Consider the following 26,144-nt stretch of genomic DNA (forward strand, 5'->3'; position numbering starts at 1 on the left):
CGCAACCGAACCGCGGGAGCACCACGCCGTCGGCCGGATGGGCCGCTGGCTCGCGCTCGCGGTCCTCGTCCTCGCCGTGCTGCTCGTGGCCGTCGACGCCACCGTGCTCGGCCTCGCCACGCCCTTCCTCAGCGAGGACCTGAAGCCGTCCGGCACCCAGCTGCTCTGGATCGGCGACGTCTACTCGTTCATCATCGCCGGACTGCTCGTCTCGATGGGCAGCCTCGGCGACCGCATCGGCCGCAAGAAGCTGCTCCTGATGGGGGCCGTGGCGTTCGGCGCGGTGTCCGTGCTCAACGCGTACGCCTCCAGCCCCGAGATGATGATCCTGGCCCGGGCCCTGCTCGGCGTCGCGGGCGCCACCCTGATGCCGTCCACGCTCGCCCTGATCCGCAACATCTTCCACGACCCCCGCGAGCGCAGCCTGGCCGTCGGCATCTGGGGGGCCGCCGCCTCCGCGGGCGCGGCGGTCGGCCCGGTGGTCGGCGGGTTCCTCCTGGAGAACTTCTGGTGGGGCTCGGTCTTCCTCATCAACCTGCCCGTCATGGCCGTCCTGGTCCTGGTCGGCATCAAGCTGCTCCCCGAGTCGCGCGACCCGAACCCGGGCCCCTGGGACCTCGTCAGCGTCGGGCTCTCCCTGGTCGGCATGGTCGCCGTCGTATACGCGGTGAAGGAAGCCGCGGTCAACGGGTTCCGCTGGGACATCCTGGCGGCGGCCGTGCTCGGCATCACGGCGCTGGTCTGGTTCGTACGCCGCCAGCGCACCCTCGCCTCGCCGCTCCTGGACATCCGGCTCTTCCACCATCGCGGCTTCTCCGGGGCCGTGCTCGCGGACCTGCTGACCATCCTCGGCCTGTCGGGCCTGGTCTTCTTCCTCTCCCAGTTCCTCCAACTGGTCCAGGAACGCTCGCCGTTGGAGGCCGGGCTCATCGAACTGCCCGCCGCCGTCGGCGCGGTGGGCGCGGGGCTCGCGGCCGGCACGATCGCCCGCCGCGCCTCGGTGCGCAGCGCCGTCGCGGGCGGCCTCGGCGCGGTGGGCCTCGCGCTGGCCGCCTGTGTGGCGCTCGGCGCGGACACCCGGATCGTCTCCCTCGGCATCGCCCTGTTCGTGGGCGGACTCGGCGCGGGCCTCGCCTTCACGGTGACGGCGGACGTGATCCTCTCCAGCGTCCCCAAGGAGCAGGCGGGCGCGGCGTCGGCGGTCTCCGAGACCGCGTACGAACTGGGCGCGGCCCTCGGCATCGCGCTGCTCGGCTCGGTGGTGACCGGCATCTACCGGGGCTTCACCGCCCCGGCGGGCGTCCCCGCCGACCTCGCGGCCGAGGCCCACGACTCGCTCGGCGGCGCGGTGGAGGCGGCCGCGAAACTCCCGCCCGGCCAGGCGGACGCCCTGCTCGCCGCGGCGAGGCACACCTTCACGGAGGGCTTCCAGACGGCGGCGGCGGTCGGCTCGGTGGTCCTGTTCGCGACGGCGATCGCGGCGTGGTTCCTCCTGCGCGGCCAGAAACTGGCCGAAGGCCTGGAACACCCCTGAGCCCAACCCCGGCAGGGGGCTTGGGGCGGCCCTGCTGGGGGCGCGGGGAACGGCGCGAGCGGACCGGCCACGGTCCGCAGGAGCAGGAGCCGGGTGTCAACGGGCTCGCCTTGGCAGGGGGTTTGAGGCGAACCCGCTGGGGGCGCGGGGAACGGCGCGAGCGACTGGCCACGGTCCGCAGGAGCAGGAGCCGGATTGCAACGGGCTCGCCTTGGCAGGGGGTTTGGGGCGGCCCTGCCGGGGGCGCGGGGAACGGCGCGAGCGACCGGCCACGGCCCGCAGGGGGCGAATCGGGCCCCGGCGGGCCGGCCCCCGCGGGGTGAGCCAGACAGGCCCAGGCCCCCGCAGGGGAAAGCGGGGCTAGGCCGCCTTGGCCTTCGTGGCGTACATGTCCACGTACTCCTGCCCCGACAGCCGCATGACCTCGGCCATCACCGAGTCCGTGACGGCCCGCAGCACGTACCGGTCGCGGTCCATGCCCTCGTAGCGGGAGAACTCCATCGGCTCGCCGAACCGGACCGTCACCTTGCCGGGGCGCGGCATCCCCGCACCGCCCGGCTGGAGCTTGTCCGTGCCGACCATCGCGAACGGCACGACCGGCGCGCCCGTCATCAGGGTGAGCCGGGCGACGCCCGTGCGGCCCCGGTACAGGCGGCCGTCGGGGGAGCGGGTGCCCTCCGGGTAGATGCCGAACATCTGGCCGTTCTCCAGGACGCGGCGGCCGGTCATCAGCGCGGCCACCCCGCCGTTGGCGCCGTCCCGGTCGACCGGGATCATGCCGACGCCGGTGAAGAACCAGGCCATCAGGCGGCCCTTGAGTCCCTTGCCGGTGACGTACTCGTCCTTGCCGATGAAGGAGACCTGCCGGTCGCAGACGATGGGCAGCACGATCGAGTCGATGAAGGTCACGTGGTTGCCGGCGAGGATGACTGGACCGGTGCCCGGGATGTTCTCGGCGCCTTCCACCTGTGGGCGGAACATCAGGCGCATGATCGGTCCGAGCACTGCCTTGATGAGCGCGAAGCGGGACAACGGGCCCTCCGGAGTCGTCTTGGGTGGGGGTGGGATGTCTGTGCAGGTGAGGACGATACTCGCGGGTCACCGCTGATCGCACATCGGGTTCACGAAGTGGATACGCGCTGTTGACATGTGTTTGCGCCAGGTTCGACCCGCCTTCGTCCTCGTGTACCCCCAAAGCATCCCGCTTTTCAGATCGGTCCGCCTACGCTCGTCTCCCGCGTTGACAGGTGCGGGACATGTGGAATCGCCAGTGGAACCGGATGACCGAGGAGTGTTCATGACTGAGGGTGAGCGGATCAGCCCCGGACGGCGCAGCGTGCTGGGGGCGGCGGGCGCGGCCGTGCTCGCCGCGTCGGCCACCGGGCTCGCGGGCGCGCCGGCCTCGGCCGCGCAGCGGCACGGCGGGGGCCGGGCCGCCTACCGCGACCTGCCCGTCCCGTACGTCATCGGACACCGCGGCACCGCCGGATACCGGCCCGAGCACACCCTGGGTTCCTACCAGCACGCCCTGGACCTCGGCGCCCACGTCATCGAGCAGGACCTGGTGCCCACCAAGGACGGGCACCTGGTGTGCCGCCACGAGAACGACATCTCGGCCACGACGAACGTCTCCGACCACCCCGAGTTCGCCTCCCGCAGAACGACCAAGACCGTCGACGGGACCGCCATCACGGGCTGGTTCACCGAGGACTTCACGCTCGCCGAGCTGAAGACCCTGCGCGCCAAGGAGCGCATCCCGGGCAACCGGCAGCACAACACGCTCTACGACGGCCGCTGGGACGTGCCCACCTTCGAGGAGGTGCTGCGCTGGGCGCAGGAGCAGGGCCGCCGCCTCGGCCGCCGCATCTGGCTGCACTCCGAGACCAAGCACCCCACCTACTTCCGCGGCATCGGCCTGCCCCTGGAGGACCGGGTCGCCCAGCTCCTGCGCCGCTACGGGCGCCACCGCGCCGACTCCCCGCAGTTCCTCGAATCGTTCGAGCCCAGCAGCATCCAGCGCCTGGCGCGGCTGGTCGACACGCCTTCGGTGGTGCTGCTGTCCAACGCGGGCAGCAAGCCGTGGGACTTCGTGGTGAGCGGCGATCCGCGCACCGTGGACGACCTGGTCAAGCCCGCGGGCCTGAAGTGGATCGCCTCGTACGCCCAGGGCATCGGGCCCACCCTCGACCTGATCATTCCGAAGGACGCGTCCGGCAGGCTCACCCGGCCCACCACGCTGGTGCGCGACGCCCACGCGCAGGGGCTGATCCTGCACCCCTACACGATGCGCAACGAGAACACCTTCCTGCCCGCCGACTTCCGGCGCGGCGCCGACCCCAACGCCTACGGGGACGCGTTCGGCGCGTACCGGACGTACTTCGCGACCGGTATCGACGCGGTGTTCTCGGACAACGCGGACACCGCGCTGCTGGCCGCGGCCGACTTCCGCGGGCGCTGACGGGCCGCCGCCTTTCCGCCCCGTACGAGTGAGAAGTGCCCGCCGCGGAAACCGGCTTCTGCGGCGGGCGCGTCCAGCCCGGCATGGATCTCGTCACAGAGCTCAGCCCGCTCCTCGCCGCCGAGGCCGCCGCGGAGGCGCCCGGCACCGGGGTCGACGCCGCCGATCTCGAACAGGCCGTCTGGCTCAGGCTGTTGGAACAGCACCCGGCGGACCCCGTGCACTGGGTGCGCGCCGCCGTGCGGGCCGAGGCGCGCCGCGCCCGCCGGCTGCGGCGCCAGGAGCGGCCGTACGGCAGCGCGCCCGCCGCCGACCCGGATCCCGGGCCCGAACTCGCCGCCATCACCGCCGAGCGGCGCCGCGTCCTGCACGCGGCGATCGGCCGCACCCCCGGCAACTGCCCCCGTCTGCTCGCCGCGCTGCTCTCGCCGAAGGACCCCACCTACCGGGAAATCGCAGGGGAGTTGGATATCTCACAGGGGAGTCTGGGGCCGATGCGTTCCCGATGCCTGGGATGCCTGCGCAGAATGCTGGCGGCGGAGGTTGCAGCTCCTGAACGAGGGGGAAAGGAGCGGTAGACAACCAGGGGACCAGTTGAGCGAGAGGCATGCACACATGGGCATGAGCGTGACCATCTCTGCGGCCGGCGCACAGGATGCCGAGCAGATACTGAAGTTGCAGTACCTGTGCTACCAGAGCGAGGCCGAGCTCTACGGCGACTACTCGATCGAACCCCTGACGCAGACCCTGGAGGGACTGCGGGCCGAACTCTGTGCGGGGTACGCCCTGGTGGCCCGGCTCGGCGACGAGGTGGTCGCGTCGGTGCGGGGGAGTGTCGACGCGTCGGGCACCGGCCGCATCGGCAAGCTCATCGTCCACCCCCGGATGCAGGGACACGGCCTGGGCGGCCGGCTCCTGAACGCCATCGAGGCCCATTTCGCGGCGGAGCTCGCCGCCAAGCGCTTCCGGCTCTTCACCGGCCACCGCAGCGAGTCGAACCTGCGCTTGTACCGCAGGCACGGTTACGCGACGGTGGCCACCGAGACGGTCAGTACGCGGCTCTCCGTGATCACCCTCGAAAAGGAAGCGGCGCCCCAGGAGTTCGCGGCGAGCGCGTGACGGCTAGCGCTTGGCCCGGCGCAGCCACAGCATGCCGAGGATCGGCAGGATCACAGGGATGAGGAGGTAGCCCATCCCGTAGTCCGACCACACCGTGGCGTCGGGGAAGGCGGAGGCGTCCGCCAGCGTCCAGGTGCCGACGACCAGGACGAAGAGGAGCTCCGCCGCGCAGCACACCAGCGCTGCCCGGCGGGCCCTCTCGCCGCCGCGCACCAGTGAGTACGTGATGAAGCCGTACACGCACGCCGCGATCGCGGACAGGACGTACGCCAGCGGGGCCTTCCCGAAGTCCAGGATCATCTGGACGATCGAGCGGGACGCCGCGGCCACGGTGAACACCCCGTAGAACCAGACGAGCACCCGGCCCGGCCCGGAGCCGAGCTTCTCGGCGGGCGTGGTGTCAGTGGCGGACTCGGTCACGGTCAGCCTCCCCAGATGTCGTAGAGACGCACTTCGAGCACGGCGAGCACGACGGCACCGGCCGAGACCGTCACCGAACCCCACTTGGTCCGCTCGGAGAGCGAGAGGAAGCCCGCCGCCGGGACGGCCGCGAACGCTCCGGCCAGATACGCGACGAAGATCGCGACGCCCTGCGCGGGCCGTTCGCCGCGACCGAGCTGGACGAGCCCGACCACCAGCTGCGCCAGCGCGAGGACGGTGACCACGGCCATGCCGATGAAGTGCCAGTCCTTGGTGGGCTGGTCCCGGTAGGCGGCGAATCCGCACCAGGCTGCGAGGGCGAGGGCCGCGGCGGAGACCGCGACCGTCAGGGCGTCGAGCATGGGGTCGAGGGTATTACGGGCCGAAAGGCCCGATGCGCCGACCCCCGCCGCCGCCCGCGGGGCCGGGAGGGCTGAAGATCCATGCCGAAGCCCTCGACGCTCCGGCGGGGCTCGGCGCGAACCGTGCGGCGGGCAGGACGACCGTGGCCTTGACCACAGCGCGCCGGGCGGGCGAGCCCGTGGCCGACGTGGTGGTGAAGGACCTCTCGGCCGTGTCGGCGCAGGCCACGGCCGGTGGCATGGAGATCATCGCGGCGGAGTGGGTCCGTCCGTAGGGCGGTCCAGGGATGTCCGGTATTCGGACATCCCTGATCCGTCCCTGACCGGTTCTGCTTTACTTGCGACATGACCACGACGAGCAGCCGCACCCTTGCGACCGAGGCGATGACGACGCCCGGTGCTCGTTGTATGTGTCGAATGTGCGCCTTCTGAGGGCCCCCGCCTGAGCCTCGCGCCCCGAAGCGAGACCCGTCGGCCGCGCCCGATTCCGTACACCGTTTACGGATTCGGCCTGCCCCGCGCACACCGTGCCCCCGGTATCCACCGATGAGGCCGAGCCGCGCCCCGAACACGTTTGCCCCGTGCCCGGCATACCCCGCGCCGCGCACTCGACAGTGACGGAAATCCTGTGATCACCACAACGGGCCTGACCAAGGTCTACCAGTCGCGCGGACGAGATATCACCGCGCTCGACGGCGTCGACCTGCACGTCCGCGAGGGCGAGGTGTACGGCGTCATCGGACAGAGCGGCGCCGGCAAGTCCTCCCTCATCCGCTGCGTCAACCTCCTGGAGCGCCCCACCTCCGGAACGGTGACCGTCGACGGCGTCGACCTCACCGCGCTGGCCGGACGCGGCCGCCGGGCCGGAAAGGACCTGCGCCGGGCCCGCTCCCGGATCGGCATGGTCTTCCAGCACTTCAACCTGCTGTCCTCGCGCACCGTGCAGGACAACATCGAGCTGCCCCTGGAGATCCTCGGCGTCTCCGGCAAGGAGCGCTCCCGCAAGGCCCTCGAACTGCTCGACCTGGTCGGCCTCGCCGACAAGGCCAAGGCCTATCCGGCCCAGCTCTCCGGCGGCCAGAAGCAGCGCGTCGGCATCGCCCGCGCGCTGGCCGGCGACCCCAAGGTGCTGCTGTCCGACGAGGCGACCAGCGCCCTCGACCCCGAGACGACGCGCTCGATCCTCCAGTTGCTTCGCGACCTCAACCAGCAGCTCGGCCTCACCGTCCTGCTCATCACGCACGAGATGGACGTCGTCAAGACGATCTGCGACTCGGCCGCGCTGATGAAGAAGGGACGGGTCGTCGAGTCCGGCACCGTCAGCGAACTGCTCGCCACCCCCGGCTCCGAGCTCGCCGCCGAGCTGTTCCCGGTGACGGGCGAGGCCACCGGCCCCGAGCGCACCGTCGTCGACGTCACCTTCCACGGCGAGGCCGCCACCCAGCCGGTCATCTCCCAGCTGTCGCGGACGTACAACATCGACATCTCGATCCTCGGTGCCGCCATGGACACCGTCGCCGGAAAGCAGATCGGCCGGATGCGGATCGAACTGCCCGGCGGCTACGAGGAGAACGTCGTCCCGGTCGGCTTCCTGCGCGAGCAGGGCCTCCAGGTGGACGTGGTGGACGACAGCCAGGTGCTCGACCTGGTCGAGGAAGGTGCCAAGTGAGCTGGTCGGAAATGCAGCCGCTGCTGTCACAGGGAACGTACGACAGCTTCTACATGGTGCTGTGGGCGACCGTCGTCACCATCGGGCTCGGGCTGCCGCTCGGCGTGCTGCTCGTGCTCACCGACAAGGGCGGGCTGCTCCAGAACCGTCCGGTGAACAAGGTCATCGGCGTGATCGTGAACATCGGCCGCTCGCTGCCCTTCATCATCCTGCTGATCGCCCTGATCCCCTTCACCACCTGGGCCGTCGGCACCTTCATCGGCCCCAGCGCCATGATCGTGCCGCTCTCCATCGGCGCCATCCCGTTCTTCGCGCGGCTCGTGGAGACCGCGGTCCGCGAGGTCGACCACGGGCTCGTCGAGGCGGTCCAGTCCATGGGTGGCGGCATCCCCACCATCGTGGGGAAGGTGCTGCTCCCGCAGGCCCTGCCCTCCCTCGTCTCCGCGATCACCACCACCGTGATCACCCTGGTCAGCTACTCCGCGCTGGCCGGCGCGGTCGGCGGCGGCGGCCTCGGCTCGGTCGCCATCACCTACGGCTACCAGCGCTTCGAGACCAACTTCATGCTCATCACGGTGGCCGTGCTGATCGTGATCGTCACCGTGATCCAGCTGATCGGCGACGGCGTGGTGCGCCTGCTCGCCCGCCGCGGCCGGACCTCCTGAACTTCCCTCACAACGGCCCGAACTCCTTGTCCGGGCGTCACACCGCACCACCGGAAAGAGGCACTTTTCGTGCGTAAGAACACCAAGATCACCGCTGCCGCCCTCGCCACCGCCGCGCTCGCCGTCGGCCTCACCGCGTGCGGCTCCTCCTCCGACCCGAAGCCGGCCGCCAAGGCGGACGGGGCCAAGGCCGACCCGTCCAAGGCGCTGGTCGTCGCCGCGTCGCCGACGCCGCACGCCGACATCCTCAAGTTCGTCAAGGACAACCTGGCGGCCAAGGCCGGACTCAAGCTGGAGGTGAAGGAGTTCACCGACTACGTCCTGCCCAACACCGCCACCGAGCAGGGCCAGGTCGACGCCAACTTCTTCCAGCACAAGCCCTACCTGGACGACTTCAACAAGAAGAACGGCACCCACATCGTGCCCGTCGTCAACGTGGAGCTGGAGCCGCTCGGCCTCTACTCCCACAAGGTCAAGTCGCTGAAGGACATCGCCTCCGGCCAGACGATCGCCGTCCCCAACGACACCACCAACGAGGGCCGCGCCCTCCAACTCCTCGCTGCCAACGGCCTGATCACGCTGAAGGACGGTGCGGGCTCCGGCGCCAAGCTCTCCGACATCAAGGACAGCAAGGGCCTGAAGTTCAAGGAGCTGGAGGCGGCGACGCTGCCGCGCGCCCTCAACGACGTGGACGCCGCGGTCATCAACGGCAACTACGCCATCGAGGCCAACCTGAAGCCGTCCAAGGACGCCCTCGCCCTGGAGAAGGCGGACGGCAACCCGTACGCCAACTTCCTCGCCGTCAAGCAGGGCAACGAGAGCGACCCGCGCATCCAGAAGCTCGCCAAGCTCCTGAACTCCGACGAGGTCAAGAAGTTCATCACCGACAAGTACGCGGGCTCGGTCGTCCCCGCGTTCGGCGCCGCCAAGTAGCCCTCGCGGCACGGCAGGACGAAGGTCCCGGACACCCCGTCAGGGGTCCGGGACCTTCGTCGCATCGGCCACCCGGCCATGCGCGCCGGGCGCCCGATGCTGCATGCTGTGCCTTTACGGTCCTTATAGGTTGACGGGCCACGGGGTCTTCGGGCCTTCGCGGCCCCTCACGGCGGTCCACGGCATGGAGCGGCACATGACTACCCCCCTTCCGGTGTTCCCGGACATCTCCATCAGCACGGACCGCCTGGTGCTGCGCCCCTTCGAGGATGCCGACACCCCCGCGCTCATCGAGATGATGAACGACGAGCAGGTTGTCGCCTGGACCTCGGTGCCCCACCCCTACACGGCCCGCGACGCCGAGGACTGGGTCCGCCACCTCGCCCCCCGTGAGCGCACCGAGGGCCGAGGAATCGTTCTGGCGGTCACCGAGTTCCTCACCCAGCGCCTCGTCGGCATCGTCCACCTCCAGAACACCAACTGGCGCACCCTGGCCACCGAGGTCGGCTACGTCGTGGCGCCCTGGGCGCGCGGCGAGGGCTACGCCACCGAGGCCGTGCTCGCCGCCGCCCAATGGCTGTTCCGGGACCAGCGGTTCGAGCGCCTGGAACTGCGCACCGCGGCCGACAACACCGCCTCCCAGCAGGTCGCCCAGAAGATCGGCTGCATCAGCGAGGGAGTGCTGCGCAACGCGTGGATAGCGCGGACCCGGCCCGACGACGGTGTCGGCGGCTGGATCGACATCCGCACCGACCTCATCGTGTGGAGCCTGCTCCCGGAGGACCTCGAAGGCGTCGCCGACCAGCTCGCGGACGCCGGTTACGCCTCCTTCACCGACTGGAACTGATCGCCGGCCACCGGCCGCACCGACGGTGCGGGGCTACCCTCACTGGTGGGCCCGGCACCTGGACCGGACCGCCCCGACCCGACCTGTGACGAAACCTGGAGACTGACGAAGATGGCCGACCGCGTCACGGTGATCGGCTGGGACGGCTCGCCCCTCACCCCCGCGGCCACCTCCGCCCTCTCCGCGGCCACCCTGGTGGCCGGCGCCGCCCACCACCTCGCCCTCCCCGAAGTCCCGGCGGGCGCCGAGCGCATCCGGCTCGGCAGCGTGAGCCTGGCGGCCCGCCGCATCGCCGGACACCGCGGCAGCGCGGTCGTCCTCGCCGACGGCGACCCCGGCTTCTTCGGTGTCGTACGCACCCTCAGGGCGCCCGAGCACGGCCTGGAGGTCGAGGTCGTGCCCGCCGTCTCCGCCGTCGCGGCCGCCTTCGCGCGGGCCGGGATGCCGTGGGACGACGCCCAGGTCGTCGTCGCCCACCCCCGCACCCTGCGCCGCGCCGTCAACGTCTGCCGCGCCCACCCCAAGGTCGCCGTCCTCACCTCGCCCGGCGCCGGACCCGCCGAACTCGCGCTGCTCCTCGAAGGCGTCCACCGCACCTTCGTCATCTGCGAGGAGCTCGGCAGCGACCGCGAACAGGTCACCGTCCTCACCTCCGAGAACGCCGCCGACCACGCCTGGCGCGACCCCAACGTCGTCATCGTCCTGGGCGGCGGCGGAGCGACCGAGGGCGACGGCTGGCTCGCCGGACCCGCGCCCGGCTACCCGTCCGCGCCGCGCGGCTGGGCGCTGCCCGCCCGCGAGTACGGCGCCGCGCTCGGCCCGGGGGAGTCCACCGAGCTGCGCGCCGCCCAACTCGCCCGGCTCGGGCCGCGCGTCGGCGACCTGGTCTGGGACATCGGCTGCGGCAGCGGCGCCCTGTCCGCCGAGGCGGCCCGGTTCGGCGCCGCGGTCATCGCCGTCGACCACAGCGCGGACGCCTGCTCGCGCACCGAATCCACCGCCCGCCGCTTCGGAGTTCAGGTCCAGGCCGTCCGCGGCAGGGCCCCGCACGTGCTGGAGTCGCTGCCCGAGCCCGACGTCGTACGGGTCGGGGGCGGGGGCGCCGCCGTCGTGGAGGCGTGCGCCGACCGCAGGCCGGAGCGCATCGTGACGCACGCGGCCACCCGGGACGAGGCGGAGGCCGTGGGCGCCGCGCTGAGCGCCGGCGGATACGAGGTCGAGTGCGCGCTCATCCAATCGGTCGACCTCGACACGAGCGCCTGGTCGGAGCGCGAACGCTCGGTCGCCTTCCTGCTCTCCGGAAGGCGGAAAGAAAGATCCCTGTGACTCTTCCGGCGCGTCGCGGGGGGTAGGCTGGCCGATCGTTGTACCGCACCCGGCCGTTCGGCGCTCCGCTCGCCAAGGGCCGGAAAAGGGCACCGCTTTGGCACCCTTCGCGGTACGGCACATCCGGGGGACGCGCAACGTGGCGCAGCCCACACGGTCCGTGGCCGAGACTGACCGCCACGGCGGCGAAGGCCCGCGACAATGCATGGTGTCGTTGATGCCTGCGGGCCGTTCGCACCGCGCGGCGCACACGTTCTGAGCGACGGTGCCTCACGCGTCCAGCGTGTGCGGCCCCGGGCGCAGGCCGAAGGAGCACTACAGATGGGCGAGGGGTACGCATGACTGACACCGGCCAGGTCCCGGGCGAGGGACTGCCGGAGAACGCAGGCATGGTGGAACAGCCGGGCGTCCCCGCTCCCGGCGCCTACACCTTCCTCGACCCCTCCGAGAACGGTGCGGACGACGACGATCTGCTCCTGATGCCGGGCGCCCAGGGCGCCTGGATCGACCCGCAGTCGGCGCCCGCCCCCGCCGCGGCCCAGGTGCCGCCGGCGCCCGCTCCCGCCGAGCCCGGCGCGCACGAGACCGGCGGCCGCGACACCGGCTCCGTCGAGCTCGGCGGCGTACGGGCTCCGCAGGCGCCCGCGGCGCCGGCCGGTCCGCCGCCCCGCCGCCCGCTGCACCTCGGCCCGCAGGTGCCGGACGCCTCCGCCGGGGTCGTCCGTTCGCTCGCCGACCGCGGCCCGGCCGGAACCCCCGCGAACCCGGTGCCGACGCGCACCCAGGGCCCGCCGACCACCGGACCCGAGTACCTGGACGTTCCGCGTGAGGAGCCCGCGGCGCGGCAGCCCGCGCCGCACCTCGGCGAGCTGCCGCCGCAGCCCGGCATGGCATGGACGCCTCAGCAGCGCACGGCGCCCCACGCGTCCCTCAACACACCCATGCCCCCTGCAGAAACGGTCGTCCCGGAGGAGTTCGCGGTCCAGGCGTCGGTTCCGGCCGTTCAGCCGGGGACCGCCGAACAGTCGGCCGCGCCCGCGGCGCAGCCGGACCGGCCCGCCCTCCTCGTGGACCAGCTCGTCGCCCAGCAGGCCGCGCCGCACGCCCAGCAGCAGGCCGGACAGCCGCAGCCGGTGGGCCAGTTCGTGCCGGTCGAGGGCTCCGTGCCGACCGGCCCCCACCTCGCGCCCGCACCGGCGCAGGCCGCACCGGCGCAGACCGCGCCCGCGCAGGCCGCATCCGTGCCGGACGCGTCCGTTCCGCGAGTGCCCCGGGCTCAGGACGTGCCGCAGCAGGCCGCGGAACCGCTCGCCCCGGCACCCGAGCCCGCGCCGGCCGCGGCGCAGCCCGTGGCCCCCGCCGCGCAGCCCGCCGCTCCGGTGGCCCAGGCGGAGCCGGTCGCGCAGGCCGAGCCCGCCGGTCCGGTCGTCGTCGAGCCGGTGGCCGCCGAGACCCCGGCCGCGGAACCGGTCGCCGTGGAGCCGGCCCCGCCCGCCGAGCCGGTCGTCCCCGAACCGGCCGCCGCCGAGCCCGTGGCGGCCGAGCCGGTCGTGGCCGAACAGGCCGCCGCCGAGCCCGCCGCCGAGGCGCCGCTCGCCCAGCCGACGGTCGCGGAGCCCGTGCCCGCCCAGGCCGCCGCGCCCGCGGACGGCCCGGTCGTCGTGGCGCCCGGCCAGGCGACCACGCACGTCGCCGTTCCCGTACCGCAGCCCGCGCCCGAGGAGCAGGCGCCGCCGCGGGCGGACGTTCCCGAGCACGCCGCCGACCAGCCGGTGGCCGAGCCGGTCCGGGCGCCCGAGCCCGCGCTCGTACCCCAGCAGGAGCAGCCCGTCGCTGCCGCGGCCCCGGCCGCAGAGGAGGCGCCGCGGACCGCGCCGTCCGACGAGGCCGCCGCGGCCGATGAGCCGCTCGAAGTGATCACCGCGCCGCGGCCCACCGCCCCGGAACCCGCCGCGGCCGGGCCCGAGGCGCCCGCCGCGGCCGAGGAGCTCGCCGCGGCCGAGGAGCTCGCCGAGGTCATCGAGGCGCCCGAGCAGGCACCCGCCGCCCCCGGCTACGACGACGCCGAGCGCGAGGCCGTGCTCCGCGTCATGCGCGAGCGCCGCGACATCCGCAACGGCTTCCGCGGCGACCCCATCCCGCACGAGGTGCTGCTGCGCGTCCTGGAGGCGGCCCACACCGCGCCCTCCGTCGGCCACTCCCAGCCGTGGGACTTCGTGGTCATCCGGTCCGCCGAGACCCGCCGCACCATGCACGAACTCGCCCAGCGCCAGCGCGAGGCCTACGCCAAGTCGCTGCCCAAGGGCCGGGCCAAGCAGTTCAAGGAACTGAAGATCGAGGCGATCCTCGAGACCCCGGTCAACATCGTGGTAACCGCGGACCCGACCCGGGGCGGTCGGCACACCCTCGGCCGCTACACGCAGCCGCAGATGGCGCCCTACTCCTCGGCGCTCGCCGTCGAGAACCTGTGGCTCGCCGCCCGCGCCGAAGGCCTCGGCGTCGGCTGGGTCTCCTTCTTCGACGAGCGCGAGATGGTGCGCGCCCTCGGCCTGCCCGAGCACCTCGAAGTCGTCGCCTACCTCTGTGTCGGCTACGTCGACGAGTTCCCGGAGGAGCCGGAGCTGATGCAGGCGGGCTGGTCCAAGCGCCGCCCCCTGTCCTGGGTCGTCCACGAGGAGACGTACGGCCGCCGCGCGCTGCCCGGCGAGGACCCGCACGACCTCCTGGAGGAGACCGTGGCGGGCATCCGCCCGCTGGACGCCAAGGCGCTCGGCGAGGCCTGGGAGCGCCAGAAGCGGATGACCAAGCCCGCGGGCGCGCTCGGCATGCTGGAGATCATCTCCGCGCAGCTGTCCGGCCTGTCCCGCAAGTGCCCGCCGCCGATCCCGGAGCCCGCCGCCGTGGCGATCTTCGCCGGTGACCACGGGGTGCACGCCCAGGGCGTCACCCCCTGGCCCCAGGAAGTCACCGGCCAGATGGTCGCCAACTTCCTCGGTGGGGGAGCGGTCTGCAACGCCTTCGCCAATCAGGTGGGCGCCGAGGTCTGCGTCATCGACGTGGGCGTCGCCTCCGAACTCCCGGCCACCCCCGGCCTGTTGCCCCGCAAGGTGCGCGCGGGCACCGGCGACATGACGACCGGCCCGGCGATGACCCGCGAGGAGGCCGTCGCCGCCATCGAGGTCGGCATCGAGACCGCCCGCGACCTGGTGGCGGCGGGCAACAAGGCGCTCCTGACCGGCGAGATGGGCATCGCCAACACCACGGTGTCGGCCGCCCTCATCTCCCTCTACACGGGCGTCGACCCGGCCGAGGTCACCGGCCGCGGCACCGGCATCAACGACGAGACGCACGCCCGCAAGGTCGACGTCGTGCGCCGCGCCCTCGAACTGCACCAGCCGGACCCGGCCGACCCCATCGGCGTCCTCGCCGCGGTCGGCGGCCTGGAGCACGCGGCCCTGGTCGGCTTCCTGCTCGGCGGCGCCTCGTTGCGTACGCCGGTGATCCTCGACGGCGTCAGCACGGGAGCGGCCGCCCTGGTCGCCCGCGCGATCGCCCCCGAGGTGCTGTCCGCCTGCATCGCGGGCCACCGCAGCGCCGAGCCGGGCCACGTGGCCGCGCTGAACAAGCTGGGGCTGCGTCCGTTGGTCGACCTGGACCTCCGCCTCGGCGAGGGCACCGGCGCCCTGCTCGCCCTGCCGGTGGTGCAGAGCGCGGCCCGCGCGATGCACGAGGTCGCGACGTTCGACTCGGCGGGCGTCACCGAGAAGTAGCCCGTACGCACGAGCGGGGGCCGGGGTCGCTGACCCCGGCCCCCGCTCGTGCCACACCACCCGTCCGCCCCTTAGGCTGTCCGCGGGACCGCGTACCCCCTCCCACCAGCCGCTTCACCGCCGCAGCGGCTCACCGCACGTCACTCCGCCCGAGGAGCACCGCCGCCATGGTCGAACACCCCGCGTACCCCGTAGGCCTCCGCCTCACCGGCCGACGCGTCGTCGTCGTCGGCGGCGGCCAGGTCGCCCAGCGCCGCCTGCCGGCGCTGATCGCCGCCGGGGCGGAGGTCACCCTGGTCTCCCCGAGCGCCACTCCCTCCGTCGAGGCGATGGCGGACGCGGGCGAGATCCGCTGGGAGCGCCGCCGCTTCCAGGACGGCGACCTCGCGGACGCCTGGTACGCCCTGGTGGCCACGGCCGACACCGAGACCAACGAGCGCATCTCCGCCGAGGCCGAGCGGACCCGCGTCTGGTGCGTACGCTCCGACGACGCGACCGCCGCCACCGCCTGGACCCCGGCCACCGGCCGCTCCGAGGGCGTCACGGTCGCCGTCCTCACCACCGACACCCCCGACCCGCGCCGCTCCGCCGCGATCCGCGACGCGATCGTGGAGGGCCTGCGCGACGGCACCCTCGTGGCCCCGCAGCAGCGCACCCGCGCCCCGGGCGTCGCGCTGGTCGGCGGCGGGCCCGGCGACCCCGACCTGATCACCGTGCGCGGCCGCAGGCTGCTCGCCGAGGCGGACGTGGTCATCGCCGACCGGCTCGGTCCCCGCGACCTCCTGGACGAACTCCCCCCGCACGTCGAGGTCATCGACGCCGCGAAGATCCCGTACGGCCGCTTCATGGCGCAGGAGGCGATCAACAACGCCCTGATCGAGCACGCCAAGGCGGGCAAGGCGGTCGTCCGGCTCAAGGGCGGCGACCCGTACGTGTTCGGGCGCGGCATGGAGGAGCTCCAGGCGCTCGCCGACGCCGGGATCACCTGCACGGTGGTGCCGGGCATCTCCAGCTCCATCTCGGTGCCGGGCGCGGCCGGCATTCCGGTCACGCACCGGGGCGTGGCCCATGAGTTCACCGTGGTCAGCGGCCATGTGGCGCCGGACGACCCGCGCTCCCTGGTCGACTGGGAGTCGCTGGCGCGACTGCGCGGCACCCTGGTGATCCTGATGGGCGTCGACAAGATCGGCGCCATCGCCGAGGCCCTCGTCACGTACGGCAAGGACCCGGCGACGCCGGTCGCGCTCGTCCAGGAAGGCACCACCGCGGCCCAGCGCCGCGTGGACGCGACGCTGGGGAGCGTCGGCGAGGTCGCCCGGGCCGAGGAAGTGAAGCCCCCGGCCGTCATCGTCATCGGCGACGTCGTCGCCGTGAACTCCCGCCCGTGACCGCCCCGGACCCACGCCCGTAACCATCGGTAACGGATCACCGTCCCAGCCGTTGGCACCACTCCCAGGACAAGGCAGTATCACCCTGTGGCCGATCTCATCACCGTCGAGGACCCCGACGACCCCCGCCTCCGCGACTACACGGGCCTGACCGACGTGGAACTGCGCCGCCGCCGCGAGCCCGCCGAGGGCCTCTTCATCGCCGAGGGCGAGAAGGTCATCAGACGGGCCAAGGACGCCGGCTACGAGATGCGCTCGATGCTCCTGTCGGCCAAGTGGGTCGACGTCATGCGGGACGTCATCGACGAGCTCCCCGCGCCTGTGTACGCGGTCAGCCCGGACCTCGCCGAACGCGTCACCGGCTACCACGTGCACCGCGGGGCGCTCGCCTCCATGCAGCGCAAGCCGCTCCCGGCCGCCGAGGAACTCCTCACCACCGCCCGCCGGGTGGTGGTGATGGAGGCGGTCAACGACCACACCAACATCGGCGCGATCTTCCGCAGCGCGGCCGCCCTCGGCATGGACGCCGTCCTGCTCTCCCCGGACTGCGCCGACCCGCTGTACCGCCGCTCGGTGAAGGTCTCCATGGGCGCGGTCTTCTCGGTCCCGTACGCCCGCCTGGAATCCTGGCCCAAGGGCCTGGAGACGGTCCGCGAGGCGGGCTACCGGCTGCTGGCCCTCACCCCCGACGAGAAGGCCTCCAGCATCGAGGAGGCCGCCCCGCACAAGCTCGACAAGGTGGCCCTCATGCTGGGCGCGGAGGGCGACGGCCTCTCCACCCAGGCGCTGGTCGCCGCCGACGAATGGGTGCGCATCCCGATGGCCCACGGCGTCGACTCGCTGAACGTGGGCGCGGCGGCGGCGGTCGCCTTCTACGCGGTGGCCACAGGCCGCCCCACCCCCTGAACCACCGCCCCGCCCGCCCCGGCCGGGCGTCCCCACAGGGGCAACCGCGCGGACCGGGTCCTGTTGAAAGGGAGGGCGCCCTACGGAGGCGTGGGGGCCGGGTCTTGTGCACAGGGAGGGCGCCCTACAAGGGGCGCGGGGAACTGCGCGACCAGCCACGCACGAACGCGCACCCGAAGAACGACACTCGCGGCAATGAGCCGAGCCATCGGACACCCCGCCGCCCGACCCTGCCAGGGGCGCGGGGAACTGCGCGACCAGCCCCGCACGGACGCGCACGGACCCCGCACGGACGTGCAAAGACGCCGCACGGACGTGCAAAGACCCCGCACGGACGCGCACAGACCCGAAGGGACCCCGCACGGACAGGCGCACACCCCGAAGGCGCCCACCCCCCGCCCCTCAGAACTGCTTAACCGCCGCGATCCCCAGCAGCACGATCAAGGTGACCAGCACGAACACGGTCAGCCGCTGCCGCAGCAGCCGGGGGTTGGCGGGCCGCAGCCCGCCCGAGGTGCGCGCCCCGGGCCGCGTGCCGGGACGGCCGGGCCGGGACGCGCCGCTGCGCGGCCCCCCGGGCCGAGAGCCCCCCGTGCGCGGCGCCGAACCGGACCCCGTACGAGCCCCGGGCCGCGAGGCCGAGGACCCCGTGCCCCGCCCGGCATCGGTGTACCGCTGCGTACGGTCGTCGAGCCGCCCCGTGGGCCGCTCGACCTCGACGCGCTCGCGCTGAACCGGAGGCCGTACGTCCGGACCCTGCCCGTGCAGACCGCCCTGGGCCTCCCGGGCCGCGATCTCCTTGAGCCGCATCGACAGCTGGAGCGTGCTGGGCCGCTCCTCCGGGTCCTTCGCCAGGCAGGCCCGCACCAGCGGGGCGAGCGCGTCCGGGACCCCGCGCAGCTGCGCCTCCTCATGCACCACGCGGTAGAGCATCACCTCGGAACTGCCGTGCCCGAAGGGCGAGTCGCCCATCGCGGCGTAGGCCAGCGTCGCGCCGAGCGAGAAGACGTCGGTGGCCGGGGTGACGGCGGCGCCGCGCACCTGCTCGGGGGCGAGGAAGCCGGGGGAGCCGACGGCGGTGCCGACATGGGTGAGCGTCGAGGCGCCGGTGGCCCAGGCGATGCCGAAGTCGATGATCCTGGGCCCCTTCGGGGACAGCAGGATGTTGGACGGCTTGAGGTCCCGGTGGACGACCCCCGCCTCGTGCACCGCCACGAGCCCCTCGGACAGCGCGGCCCCGATCGCGGCGGCGTCGGCGGCCGCAAGCGGTCCTTCCTCGGCGACCTTGTCGTGCAGCGAGGGACCGGGCACGTACTGCGTCGCGAACCAGGGCCGCTCGGCCTCCAGGTCGGCGGCGACCAGCCGGGCCGTGCAACCGCCCCGGATGCGTCGCGCGGCCGAGACCTCACGCGCGAACCGGGACCGGAACTCCTGGTCCTCGGCGAGGTCGGGCCTGATCACCTTCAGCGCCACCCGCTGGCCGCGCCGGTCGGAGCCGAGGTACACGACCCCCATGCCGCCCGCGCCGAGCCGCCGGTGGAGCCTGAACGAGCCGACGACACGCGGGTCCTCGCGCCGGAGCCGCATCATCGCCATTTTCATCCCCGCTGCCAGTCCTGTTGACGTGGCACAGCTTACGTACCCGTCGCCCGGTGTGCTCATAGGCCGCGCCCTCGCGGCCCGGCCGATTGTCAGTGCCGGGTGGGAAACTTGAAGAGTGGTCAGCAGCCCGTGGATCCAGGGGCGCTGACCCGTGCGAGATCTCAACGGTCCGTCGCAGAAGGGGGTTTGGATCTATGAAGGGTGACCGCGTGGAGATAGTGGTGGACGCGGGGGACACGACGCGGACGTACGAAGTGGTGGCCAGCAGGGCGGGGCGCAGGGTGGAGACGGCGGTCCGTCGCGGGGTGGTGGAAGTGAGCGAAGTCACGCGCAGCGGCACCGTCGTGCGCACGGCCCGCTTCATGGCCACCCGGGTGCTCGCCCTGGTCGAGCAGCCCGTCCCCAGGGAGGACGCGGGGGAGGCGGAGTCCCGTGCGCAGAGCCGACCCCTCCGGGAAGACCCCAAGGCGTAGGGGGTCGGTCTCCACCCAGGGGAGTAGGCGAGGGGGTGACGGCTCATCCCCTGGGAGGCCAGCAGATAGGTACGAGGGCATGACGTCCGGCGCCGCGCGGATCCCTACTGTTGAAGACAAGCGGCGGGTGGTGCACTCGTCCCCCGAGGTCAGACACCCGCCGCTGTCGACCGGTTCCATGAGCGAACAGGAGAGGACCATGGCGGACACGGCTGCGCGGACGATCATCCGCACGCAGGGACGCAGGGCGTACGGCGCCGCGTTCGGTGCCCGCCCCTCCGGCCCGCGTCACCCCTTGGTGGCGACGGCCATGGTCCTCCCCTTGGCGGCCCTGCTCGTAGTCGTCTTCGGCGGCTGGGACGCGGTGGTCACAGAGGCGTCGTCCGTGGGCGTGATGCTGGGGCGCTGAGCGGCGCCCCGGACCCGGTAGAGCGGACCGGGTCGGGGACATCCGGCCATTACAACCCCGTGGGGACGGGGGTGCGGCGGACGGCAGTAAAAGGCGTTGCCCGATCGGCTGGGGAGCCGGTCGGGCAACGCCTTTTTCGCCCCCCGGGGCTCCAACTGGCCGTCCGGGCGCGGGCGTTCGGCCCGGCGGGGCGGGTACCCCCGCCGGAGCGAGAGCCCCGGGCGCGGTCTTCCCGTCGCTCTCTCTTCCGGTACGGAACGACAGAACCCCCGGCCTTCGAGAAGGCCGGGGGTTCCGGGTGGTGCGCGATACTGGGATTGAACCAGTGACCTCTTCCGTGTCAGGGAAGCGCTCTCCCGCTGAGCTAATCGCGCGGGACGGTCCCAAACCTTACCGGACCGGTTACTTCGTGTTACTGCGTGCGCGATACTGGGATTGAACCAGTGACCTCTTCCGTGTCAGGGAAGCGCTCTCCCGCTGAGCTAATCGCGCTTGGAGGTGGAGACGGGATTTGAACCCGTGTAGACGGCTTTGCAGGCCGTTGCCTCGCCTCTCGGCCACTCCACCAGGAGTGCATATGAGGGGTCGGGAAGATCCCCCACATCGAGCGGACGACGAGATTCGAACTCGCGACCCTCACCTTGGCAAGGTGATGCTCTACCAACTGAGCCACGTCCGCTTGTCGTTTCCGTTTCGCTTGCGCGTCCCGGCGACGTGTTGAACTCTAGCGGATTCCCGGGCCAGTACAAAAACGCGTTTGTGCAGCGTGCTGCGTTGCGCCTGGTCCGGACCCCTGCCGGGGTGCGGCCGGGTGTTCGCCTCCAGGTCACTCAGGGGCACCCCACCTGCACCGGCCCTAGACTCGCAACCGTGCACGACCTCGCTCCTCTGGCCCGCTTCGGCCGGCTCGTCGCCTCGGACCTGCGTGATGTCACCAGCGACCCCGAGGCCCTCGACTCCACCGGCTTCTGGGCCGTCTCCGCGGACTTCGAAGGCCGCCTCGTCTGCGCCCGCTTCGCGGACGTCCGCTCCCGGCCGGTGCCCGAGCCCGTGCCCGGCGCCTGGCGCGGCCCCGCCGCCCACGACTGGACGTCCTCCCTCGACCGCGCCGCGTACACGGCGGGGGTGCGCCGCATCCGGGAGCACATCGCGGCCGGCGAGGTCTACCAGGCGAACCTCTGCCGGGTGCTGACCGCCCCGCTGCCCGACCCCGCCGCGGCCGACGTGGACGCGCTGACCGCGCTGCTCGCCCGCGGCAACCCGGCGCCCTATGCGGGAACGATTCGGCTGCCCGCGCACGGGGTGGAGATCGCCACCGCCTCGCCCGAGCTCTTCCTGCGGCGCACGGGGCGCACCGTGGAGTCCGGGCCGATCAAGGGGACCGGGCGGACCGCGGCCGACCTCCTGGAGAAGGACCACGCCGAGAACGTGATGATCGTGGACCTCGTCCGCAACGACATGGGGCGGGTCTGTGCCACCGGCTCGGTGAGCGTGCCCGAGCTCTGCGCGGTCGAGGAGCACCCCGGCCTCGTCCACCTCGTCTCGACCGTGCGCGGCGAGCTGCGCGAGGGCGCCGGGTGGCGGGAGCTGCTCGCGGCCACCTTCCCGCCGGGCTCCGTCACCGGAGCGCCGAAGTCCAGCGCCCTGCGGATCATCGAGGCCCTGGAGACCGCGCCGCGCGGCCCCTACTGCGGCGGCATCGGCTGGGTCGACGCCGACCGGGGCACCGCGGAGCTCGCCGTCGGCATACGGACCTTCTGGGTGGACCGGGCGCGCGGTGTGCTGCGCTTCGGCACCGGAGCGGGTATCACCTGGGGCTCCGACCCCGAACGGGAGTGGGCGGAGACCGAGCTGAAGGCCTCGCGTCTCCTGGCGGTAGCGTCGGGCGAACATGCCCACAGCGGGCACAGTGGAAGGACCGCGTAAATGCAGATCTGGGTCAATGGCGCACTGCGGGACGCCGACGCCGCGCAGGTGTCCGTCCTCGACCACGGGCTCACCGTGGGCGACGGAGTCTTCGAGACGGTGAAGGCGACCGCCGGACGTCCCTTCGCGCTCACCCGCCACCTCGACCGGCTGACCCGCTCGGCCCGCGGGCTCGGGCTGCCCGACCCGGACCTCGACGAGGTGCGGCGCGCCTGCGCGGCCGTCCTGGCCGCGAACCCCGTGCCGCTCGGTCGGCTGCGGATCACCTACACCGGCGGCCTGTCGCCGCTCGGCTCCGACCGCGGGGACGCCGGGCCCACCCTGGTCGTCGCGCTCGGCGAGACCGCCCGCAGGCCCGACACCACCGCGGTGGTCACCGTCCCGTGGACCCGCAACGAGCACAGCGCCGTCGCCGGCCTCAAGACCACGTCGTACGCGGAGAACGTCGTCGCCCTCGCCCGGGCGCACGCGGCGGGTGCCTCGGAGGCCCTCTTCGCGAACACCGCGGGGCAGCTCTGCGAGGGCACCGGCTCCAACGTCTTCGTGGTCGTCGACGGCCTGCTGCACACCCCGCCGCTCGCCTCCGGCTGCCTGGGCGGGATCACCCGCGCGCTGGCCGTCGAGTGGACCGGCGCCCACGAGACCGTCCTTCCGCTGGACGTCCTGGAGAGCGCGGAGGAGATCTTCCTGACCTCCACGCTGCGCGACGTCCAGGCCGTGCACCGGGTCGACGGGCGGCAGTTGAGCACGGCGCCGGGCCCGGTCACCACGAAGGCCATGCGGATCTTCGACGAGCGCGCCGGATCGGATCTCGACCCGTAAAGCTGGTGACGGCCGGCTCCGCGACCGGTACAACGGCCTTGATGACCACCACCATTCGGCCGACCGAGCCGCTCCAGCAGGGCGCCGACGGCGCCAAGTCGCGAACGTACGACGTGTGTGTGAACAGCCGACGCGTCGGACGGATCCGGATCGCCACCGACGCCTCGTTCGGCCCCGCCGTGGGCCGCATCGAGGAGCTCGCCATCGACGAGGCCGACCGGGGCCGCGGGCGCGGCACGGTGGCCGCGCTCGCCGCCGAGGAGGTGCTGCGCGGCTGGGGCTGCGGCCAGGTCCGCCTCGCGCTGCCCGCCGACGCGCAGGCGGCGCTGCGGATGGCCAAAGCCCTCGGCTACGTGGAGCGCAGCCGCAACATGGTCAAGCAACTCCCCTCCACCGCACCGGAGTTGCCTACCGGAGTGAGCGGCCGGCCCATGAGGGCGGACGAGTTCGAGCGGTGGCGGAGCGCGGCGGTGGAGGGCTACGCGCGCAGCTGGATCGAGCAGGGCGTGCCCGAGGAGGCGGCCCGGGCCAAGTCGGCGGCGGAGCACCGCGCCCTGCTGCCGGACGGCGTCGCCACCGCCGGGACCCACCTCCTGGTCCTGGAGGAGCGGGGGAGTGCGGTCGGCACCGTGTGGGTGGCCCGGGTCGCGGCGCCCAGGGAGGGTGCGTACGTCTTCGACGTCGAGGTCGCCGAGGAGCACCGCGGCCGGGGCCACGGCCGCTCACTCATGCTGCTCGCGGAAGGCGCGGCGCTCGCCGACGGGCTGGACACGCTGGCGCTGCACGTCTTCGCGGGCAACACCCCGGCGCTCCGCCTGTACGAGTCGATGGGCCACCGGGTCACCCAATACCACCTCTACAAGCACCTGCTGTGAGCTAGGCGCCGAGCAGCCGGTCCGCGATCTCCTCGATGCGGGCGCGCAGCCCCTCCTGGCTCTTGCCGCCGTCGAGGCGCTCGTCGCCGATGACGTACGTCGGGGTGCCGCTCACGCCGATCGCCTTGCCCTCGGCCTGGTCGGCGTCGACGATCAGCATGTGCCGCCCGTCGATCAGCGCGGTCTCGAACTCCTCGGTGTCCAGGGCGAGTTCGGCCGCCGTCTCCACCAGGACGGACTCGCCCCGCTCGGCGAGGGCCTCGGTGCGGGCGAGCACGGCCTCCACGTACGGCCAGCCCCGACCCTGCTCGAAGGCCTCCTCGGCGGCCTGGGCGGCGGCGAAGGCGTGCTTGTGCTTCTCCAGCGGGAAGTGCCGCAGCCGGATGTCGAGACGGTCGCCGTAGCGGGCGCGCAGGGCGCGGATGTCGTCGAGGGCGCTGTGGCAGTCGGGGCACTGCAGCTCGCACCACACGTCGAGGACGACGGGGGAGGCGGCGCTGCCGGGGGTGGTGTCGCTCATGGGGTCCAGTCTCCCAGCAACCGGGACCTGGGGAGGAGGTCGCCCCGGAGATCTCCCTGAGGTCACGGCCGGGCATGGCCCGCACGGCGGGTTCCGGTGCAGGATGGAAGAAGCCATACCCCCCAGGCCTGGAGGAACCGGATGCTTGCCGAGACCGTCTGCTCCGCCGTTTCCGCGGCCGGACTGGGCATCGCCGCCGTCACGGCGTACCGCAGGCGCTTCCTCACGGCCACGCGCATCGCCGCCTACGCGCTGGTCCCCGTGGGCCTGGTCCTGACCGGTGTCGTGCAGTGGGTGTCCGGCATCGTCTTCAAGCCGAGTGTGTGGCTCGGTTTCGGGCTGCTCGGGGTCGCCTGGCTGCTGTTCATGACGACGCGGGCCGTCGAGCGGCGCCGCGGCGGCACCCGCAAGGAACGCAGGGCCGCGGCCGCGGCCCAGCGCGAGGCGGTGGCGCCCACCGCGTCCGCGCCCTCGCTCGGTGCGGGCCGTACGCCCGCCGCCCAGCCCGCGGCCAAGGCCAAGCCCGCGGCGGGCGAGGACTTCAGCGACATCGAGGCCATCCTCAAGAAGCACGGCATCTGAGGTCGCTGACGACGGGCGCGCGCGGGCGCGGGCGCCCCGCGCGTTTCTCGCGTCGCGCGCTACAAGATCGGGCGAACTCCCGCTGCTTATGGGCGTGTTGGTATATCCATGCGCTGTGGCTGGGTCATCATCGCCCCGAGATGCTGGACACTTCCCAGGGCTCCACCCCTGCACCGACCGACAAGCCGGACGCGCCCGATCCGCAGGCGCGGGGCTGTCTCTTCGCGCTCTCCCAGCCACCCCTGATGATTTTCCTGGGGGTGATCGGCTGCCTGCTGCTCATGGCGGCCGTGCACGATCTCTTCCTGCTGTGAGGGCCCCGCGCGGGCTCAGCCCGCGGCTTCCTTGCGCCGCGCCCGGTACGCCGCGACGTGCAGCCGGTTCCCGCAGGTGCGGCTGTCGCAGTAGCGGCGGGAGCGGTTGCGCGAGAGGTCCACGAAGGCCCGCCCGCAGTCCGGCGCCTCGCATCTGCGCAGCCGTTCCTGCTCGCCCGTGACGACGATGAAGGCCAGGGCCATGCCGCCGTCCGCGGCCAGGTGGTCGGCCACCGAGGCGCCGGGCGCGAAGTAGTGCACGTGCCAGTCGTAGCCGTCGTGGTCGGTCAGCTGGGGGGTGGTGCCCGCGGCGGCGACCAGCTGGTTGACGAGCTCGGCGGCGGTGCGGGCGTCGGGCGCCGCGAAGATCTCGGCGAACCGGCCGCGCACCCCCTGCACGCCCAGGAGGTCACCGGCGGAGAGCCGCTCCACGCCGCTCACGCTGTGGTCCCGCACGAAGCGGTACAGCGCGTCCACGTCCGCGAGGCGGTCGGTCGCCTCGCTCTCCGGTGCCGTGTTCACCAGATCGACCACCATGTCGAGGGCGATCCGGGTGTCGTGAGGGATCAGCACGATTCGCTCCCTGGCCTGCCGCGGGCGGGCGCCCGTCGATGCTGGCCGACTCTAGCGGCTCGCCCCCGCGGCGCACCGGCGCCGTCCCCCACGACGGCTTTCGTGGGGGACGGCGCCGATGACTGCCGTTATGTGGTTGTCCGCGCGGCGCCGTCGCCCCGAGTCGGACGGCGCCGTGCGGCTCTCTTCCTGGCCTCAGTTGTTCTCGGCCAGGATGTGCGAGAGTTCCGTGTCGAGATCGAAGTGACGATGCTCGGTGCCGGGCGGCACCGCGGCGTCGGTCCGTTTCAGGAACGACTCCAGGGCCCGCGCCGGGGCTTCGAGCAGGGCTTCTCCTTCCGGCGAGCTCAGGGCGATACAGACGACACCCTGGCCGTGACTGCGTGACGGCCAGACTCTGACGTCGCCGGTTCCGGTGGGCCGGTGCAGGCCCTCGGCGAGGAGGTCGCGAGCGAAGACCCACTCGACGGTTTCCTCGGCTCCGGTGTGGAAGGTGGCGTGCACGGCATAGGGATCGGCCGTGTCATACCGCAGGCCCGCGGGTACAGGCAGTGAGGACTCGCTCGACACAACGAGGCGCAGGTGCAGCTCGCAGCTGACCGTGGTGTTCATAAGCGCCAGGGCCTTTCGCTCAGTGTGCGCTCGGGGATT

26 protein-coding genes, 4 tRNA genes and 1 pseudogene are annotated in these 26,144 nt (G+C 72.8%); 20 read left to right on the top strand and 11 right to left on the bottom strand.

Going from position 1 to position 26,144, the window contains the following annotated elements:
• Positions 1-37: 37 nt before the first annotated feature.
• Positions 38-1,534: an MFS transporter gene (locus AC07F3_RS23960; protein ID WP_479116654.1), complete on the top strand. Its 1,497-nt coding sequence runs from the start codon at positions 38-40 to the stop codon at positions 1,532-1,534.
• Positions 1,535-1,894: 360 nt separating this feature from the next.
• Here AC07F3_RS23960 and AC07F3_RS23965 read toward each other — a convergent pair whose 3' ends face one another.
• On the bottom strand, positions 1,895-2,524 hold the full coding sequence (locus tag AC07F3_RS23965) for a lysophospholipid acyltransferase family protein (RefSeq protein ID WP_393132779.1): 630 nt from the start codon (positions 2,522-2,524) through the stop codon (positions 1,895-1,897).
• Between the two features lie 307 nt (positions 2,525-2,831).
• Between AC07F3_RS23965 and AC07F3_RS23970 the strand changes: the two genes are divergently transcribed.
• From AC07F3_RS23970 to AC07F3_RS23980, 3 genes are all read left to right on the top strand, one after another.
• Positions 2,832-3,992, top strand: coding sequence for a glycerophosphodiester phosphodiesterase (locus AC07F3_RS23970; protein ID WP_479116495.1), 1,161 nt, complete (start codon positions 2,832-2,834; stop codon positions 3,990-3,992).
• Between the two features lie 83 nt (positions 3,993-4,075).
• The gene (locus AC07F3_RS23975) at positions 4,076-4,570 is read left to right on the top strand and encodes a sigma-70 RNA polymerase sigma factor region 4 domain-containing protein (protein ID WP_479116655.1); all 495 of its coding nucleotides are present in this window, start codon (positions 4,076-4,078) and stop codon (positions 4,568-4,570) included.
• Positions 4,571-4,607: 37 nt separating this feature from the next.
• Entirely contained in the window at positions 4,608-5,111 is a 504-nt protein-coding gene (locus AC07F3_RS23980) for a GNAT family N-acetyltransferase (RefSeq protein ID WP_479116656.1), read from the top strand.
• Between the two features lie 3 nt (positions 5,112-5,114).
• Here the strand turns inward: AC07F3_RS23980 and AC07F3_RS23985 are convergent, their stop codons facing one another.
• Complete coding sequence (locus AC07F3_RS23985; RefSeq protein ID WP_479116496.1) at positions 5,115-5,531, bottom strand: hypothetical protein; 417 nt, start codon at positions 5,529-5,531, stop codon at positions 5,115-5,117.
• A 2-nt stretch (positions 5,532-5,533) separates the two neighbouring features.
• Positions 5,534-5,893 (bottom strand): hypothetical protein, encoded by a 360-nt coding sequence (locus AC07F3_RS23990; RefSeq protein WP_479116497.1) that lies wholly within the window; start codon positions 5,891-5,893, stop codon positions 5,534-5,536.
• A 95-nt stretch (positions 5,894-5,988) separates the two neighbouring features.
• Between AC07F3_RS23990 and AC07F3_RS23995 the strand changes: the two are divergent.
• From AC07F3_RS23995 to AC07F3_RS24035, 9 genes and pseudogenes are all read left to right on the top strand, one after another.
• Positions 5,989-6,168 (top strand): annotated as a pseudogene (locus AC07F3_RS23995) (HAD family hydrolase); the annotation flags it as partial.
• A 353-nt stretch (positions 6,169-6,521) separates the two neighbouring features.
• Positions 6,522-7,562 carry a methionine ABC transporter ATP-binding protein gene (locus AC07F3_RS24000; protein WP_479116498.1) on the top strand — a complete coding sequence of 347 codons (1,041 nt, stop codon included), beginning with the start codon at positions 6,522-6,524 and terminating at the stop codon, positions 7,560-7,562.
• The gene (locus AC07F3_RS24005; RefSeq protein ID WP_479116499.1) at positions 7,559-8,227 is read left to right on the top strand and encodes a methionine ABC transporter permease; all 669 of its coding nucleotides are present in this window, start codon (positions 7,559-7,561) and stop codon (positions 8,225-8,227) included. Before AC07F3_RS24000 ends, AC07F3_RS24005 begins: the two co-directional genes overlap by 4 nt.
• 69 nt (positions 8,228-8,296) lie before the next feature.
• Positions 8,297-9,160, top strand: coding sequence for a MetQ/NlpA family ABC transporter substrate-binding protein (locus AC07F3_RS24010; RefSeq protein ID WP_479116500.1), 864 nt, complete (start codon positions 8,297-8,299; stop codon positions 9,158-9,160).
• A gap of 184 nt (positions 9,161-9,344) precedes the next feature.
• A complete protein-coding gene (locus tag AC07F3_RS24015; protein ID WP_479116501.1) occupies positions 9,345-10,007 on the top strand; it encodes a GNAT family N-acetyltransferase in 663 nt (220 codons plus the stop codon).
• 111 nt (positions 10,008-10,118) lie between these two features.
• Positions 10,119-11,333, top strand: a complete 1,215-nt coding sequence (gene cbiE / locus AC07F3_RS24020) for a precorrin-6y C5,15-methyltransferase (decarboxylating) subunit CbiE (RefSeq protein ID WP_479116502.1) — start codon at positions 10,119-10,121, stop codon at positions 11,331-11,333.
• Positions 11,334-11,671: 338 nt separating this feature from the next.
• Entirely contained in the window at positions 11,672-15,103 is a 3,432-nt protein-coding gene (cobT, locus tag AC07F3_RS24025) for a nicotinate-nucleotide--dimethylbenzimidazole phosphoribosyltransferase (RefSeq protein WP_479116503.1), read from the top strand.
• A 167-nt stretch (positions 15,104-15,270) separates the two neighbouring features.
• A complete protein-coding gene (gene cobA / locus AC07F3_RS24030; RefSeq protein WP_479116504.1) occupies positions 15,271-16,491 on the top strand; it encodes a uroporphyrinogen-III C-methyltransferase in 1,221 nt (406 codons plus the stop codon).
• 87 nt (positions 16,492-16,578) lie between these two features.
• A complete protein-coding gene (locus tag AC07F3_RS24035; protein WP_479116505.1) occupies positions 16,579-17,397 on the top strand; it encodes a TrmH family RNA methyltransferase in 819 nt (272 codons plus the stop codon).
• A gap of 402 nt (positions 17,398-17,799) precedes the next feature.
• Here the strand turns inward: AC07F3_RS24035 and AC07F3_RS24040 are convergent, their stop codons facing one another.
• A complete protein-coding gene (locus AC07F3_RS24040) occupies positions 17,800-18,993 on the bottom strand; it encodes a protein kinase domain-containing protein (RefSeq protein ID WP_479116657.1) in 1,194 nt (397 codons plus the stop codon).
• Between the two features lie 200 nt (positions 18,994-19,193).
• On the opposite strand from AC07F3_RS24040, the gene AC07F3_RS24045 reads away from it, so the two are divergent.
• Both AC07F3_RS24045 and AC07F3_RS24050 read left to right on the top strand, forming a co-directional pair.
• Positions 19,194-19,472, top strand: coding sequence for a hypothetical protein (locus AC07F3_RS24045; protein WP_479116506.1), 279 nt, complete (start codon positions 19,194-19,196; stop codon positions 19,470-19,472).
• Between the two features lie 199 nt (positions 19,473-19,671).
• Positions 19,672-19,881 (top strand): hypothetical protein, encoded by a 210-nt coding sequence (locus AC07F3_RS24050; RefSeq protein ID WP_479116507.1) that lies wholly within the window; start codon positions 19,672-19,674, stop codon positions 19,879-19,881.
• Positions 19,882-20,180: 299 nt separating this feature from the next.
• Here the strand turns inward: AC07F3_RS24050 and AC07F3_RS24055 are convergent.
• From AC07F3_RS24055 to AC07F3_RS24070, 4 genes are all read right to left on the bottom strand, one after another.
• Positions 20,181-20,255: transfer RNA gene (locus AC07F3_RS24055), tRNA-Val, on the bottom strand.
• A gap of 46 nt (positions 20,256-20,301) precedes the next feature.
• Positions 20,302-20,373 (bottom strand) — tRNA-Val (locus tag AC07F3_RS24060).
• A 1-nt stretch (position 20,374) separates the two neighbouring features.
• Positions 20,375-20,448 (bottom strand) — tRNA-Cys (locus AC07F3_RS24065).
• 39 nt (positions 20,449-20,487) lie between these two features.
• Positions 20,488-20,560 (bottom strand) — tRNA-Gly (locus AC07F3_RS24070).
• Positions 20,561-20,751: 191 nt separating this feature from the next.
• Here AC07F3_RS24070 and AC07F3_RS24075 point away from each other — a divergent pair.
• The 3 genes from AC07F3_RS24075 to AC07F3_RS24085 are packed head-to-tail and all read left to right on the top strand — an operon-like array spanning position 20,752 to position 23,504.
• Entirely contained in the window at positions 20,752-21,807 is a 1,056-nt protein-coding gene (locus tag AC07F3_RS24075) for a chorismate-binding protein (protein WP_479116508.1), read from the top strand.
• Positions 21,808-22,629, top strand: coding sequence for an aminotransferase class IV (locus AC07F3_RS24080; RefSeq protein ID WP_479116509.1), 822 nt, complete (start codon positions 21,808-21,810; stop codon positions 22,627-22,629).
• A 41-nt stretch (positions 22,630-22,670) separates the two neighbouring features.
• Positions 22,671-23,504: a GNAT family N-acetyltransferase gene (locus tag AC07F3_RS24085; RefSeq protein ID WP_479116510.1), complete on the top strand. Its 834-nt coding sequence runs from the start codon at positions 22,671-22,673 to the stop codon at positions 23,502-23,504.
• A 1-nt stretch (position 23,505) separates the two neighbouring features.
• Here the strand turns inward: AC07F3_RS24085 and AC07F3_RS24090 are convergent, their stop codons facing one another.
• On the bottom strand, positions 23,506-24,024 hold the full coding sequence (locus AC07F3_RS24090) for a DsbA family protein (protein ID WP_479116511.1): 519 nt from the start codon (positions 24,022-24,024) through the stop codon (positions 23,506-23,508).
• Positions 24,025-24,165: 141 nt separating this feature from the next.
• Here AC07F3_RS24090 and AC07F3_RS24095 point away from each other — a divergent pair, with 141 nt between their 5' ends.
• Complete coding sequence (locus tag AC07F3_RS24095) at positions 24,166-24,606, top strand: hypothetical protein (RefSeq protein ID WP_479116512.1); 441 nt, start codon at positions 24,166-24,168, stop codon at positions 24,604-24,606.
• 140 nt (positions 24,607-24,746) lie between these two features.
• Positions 24,747-24,920: a hypothetical protein gene (locus AC07F3_RS24100; RefSeq protein ID WP_189389718.1), complete on the top strand. Its 174-nt coding sequence runs from the start codon at positions 24,747-24,749 to the stop codon at positions 24,918-24,920.
• Between the two features lie 15 nt (positions 24,921-24,935).
• On the opposite strand, the gene AC07F3_RS24105 is transcribed toward AC07F3_RS24100, so the two are convergent.
• Entirely contained in the window at positions 24,936-25,493 is a 558-nt protein-coding gene (locus AC07F3_RS24105) for a CGNR zinc finger domain-containing protein (RefSeq protein WP_479116513.1), read from the bottom strand.
• Between the two features lie 195 nt (positions 25,494-25,688).
• The gene (locus tag AC07F3_RS24110) at positions 25,689-26,105 is read right to left on the bottom strand and encodes an SsgA family sporulation/cell division regulator (RefSeq protein ID WP_053723613.1); all 417 of its coding nucleotides are present in this window, start codon (positions 26,103-26,105) and stop codon (positions 25,689-25,691) included.
• Positions 26,106-26,144 lie beyond the last annotated feature (39 nt).

This window comes from Streptomyces sp. NPDC045846, from assembly GCF_056431605.1.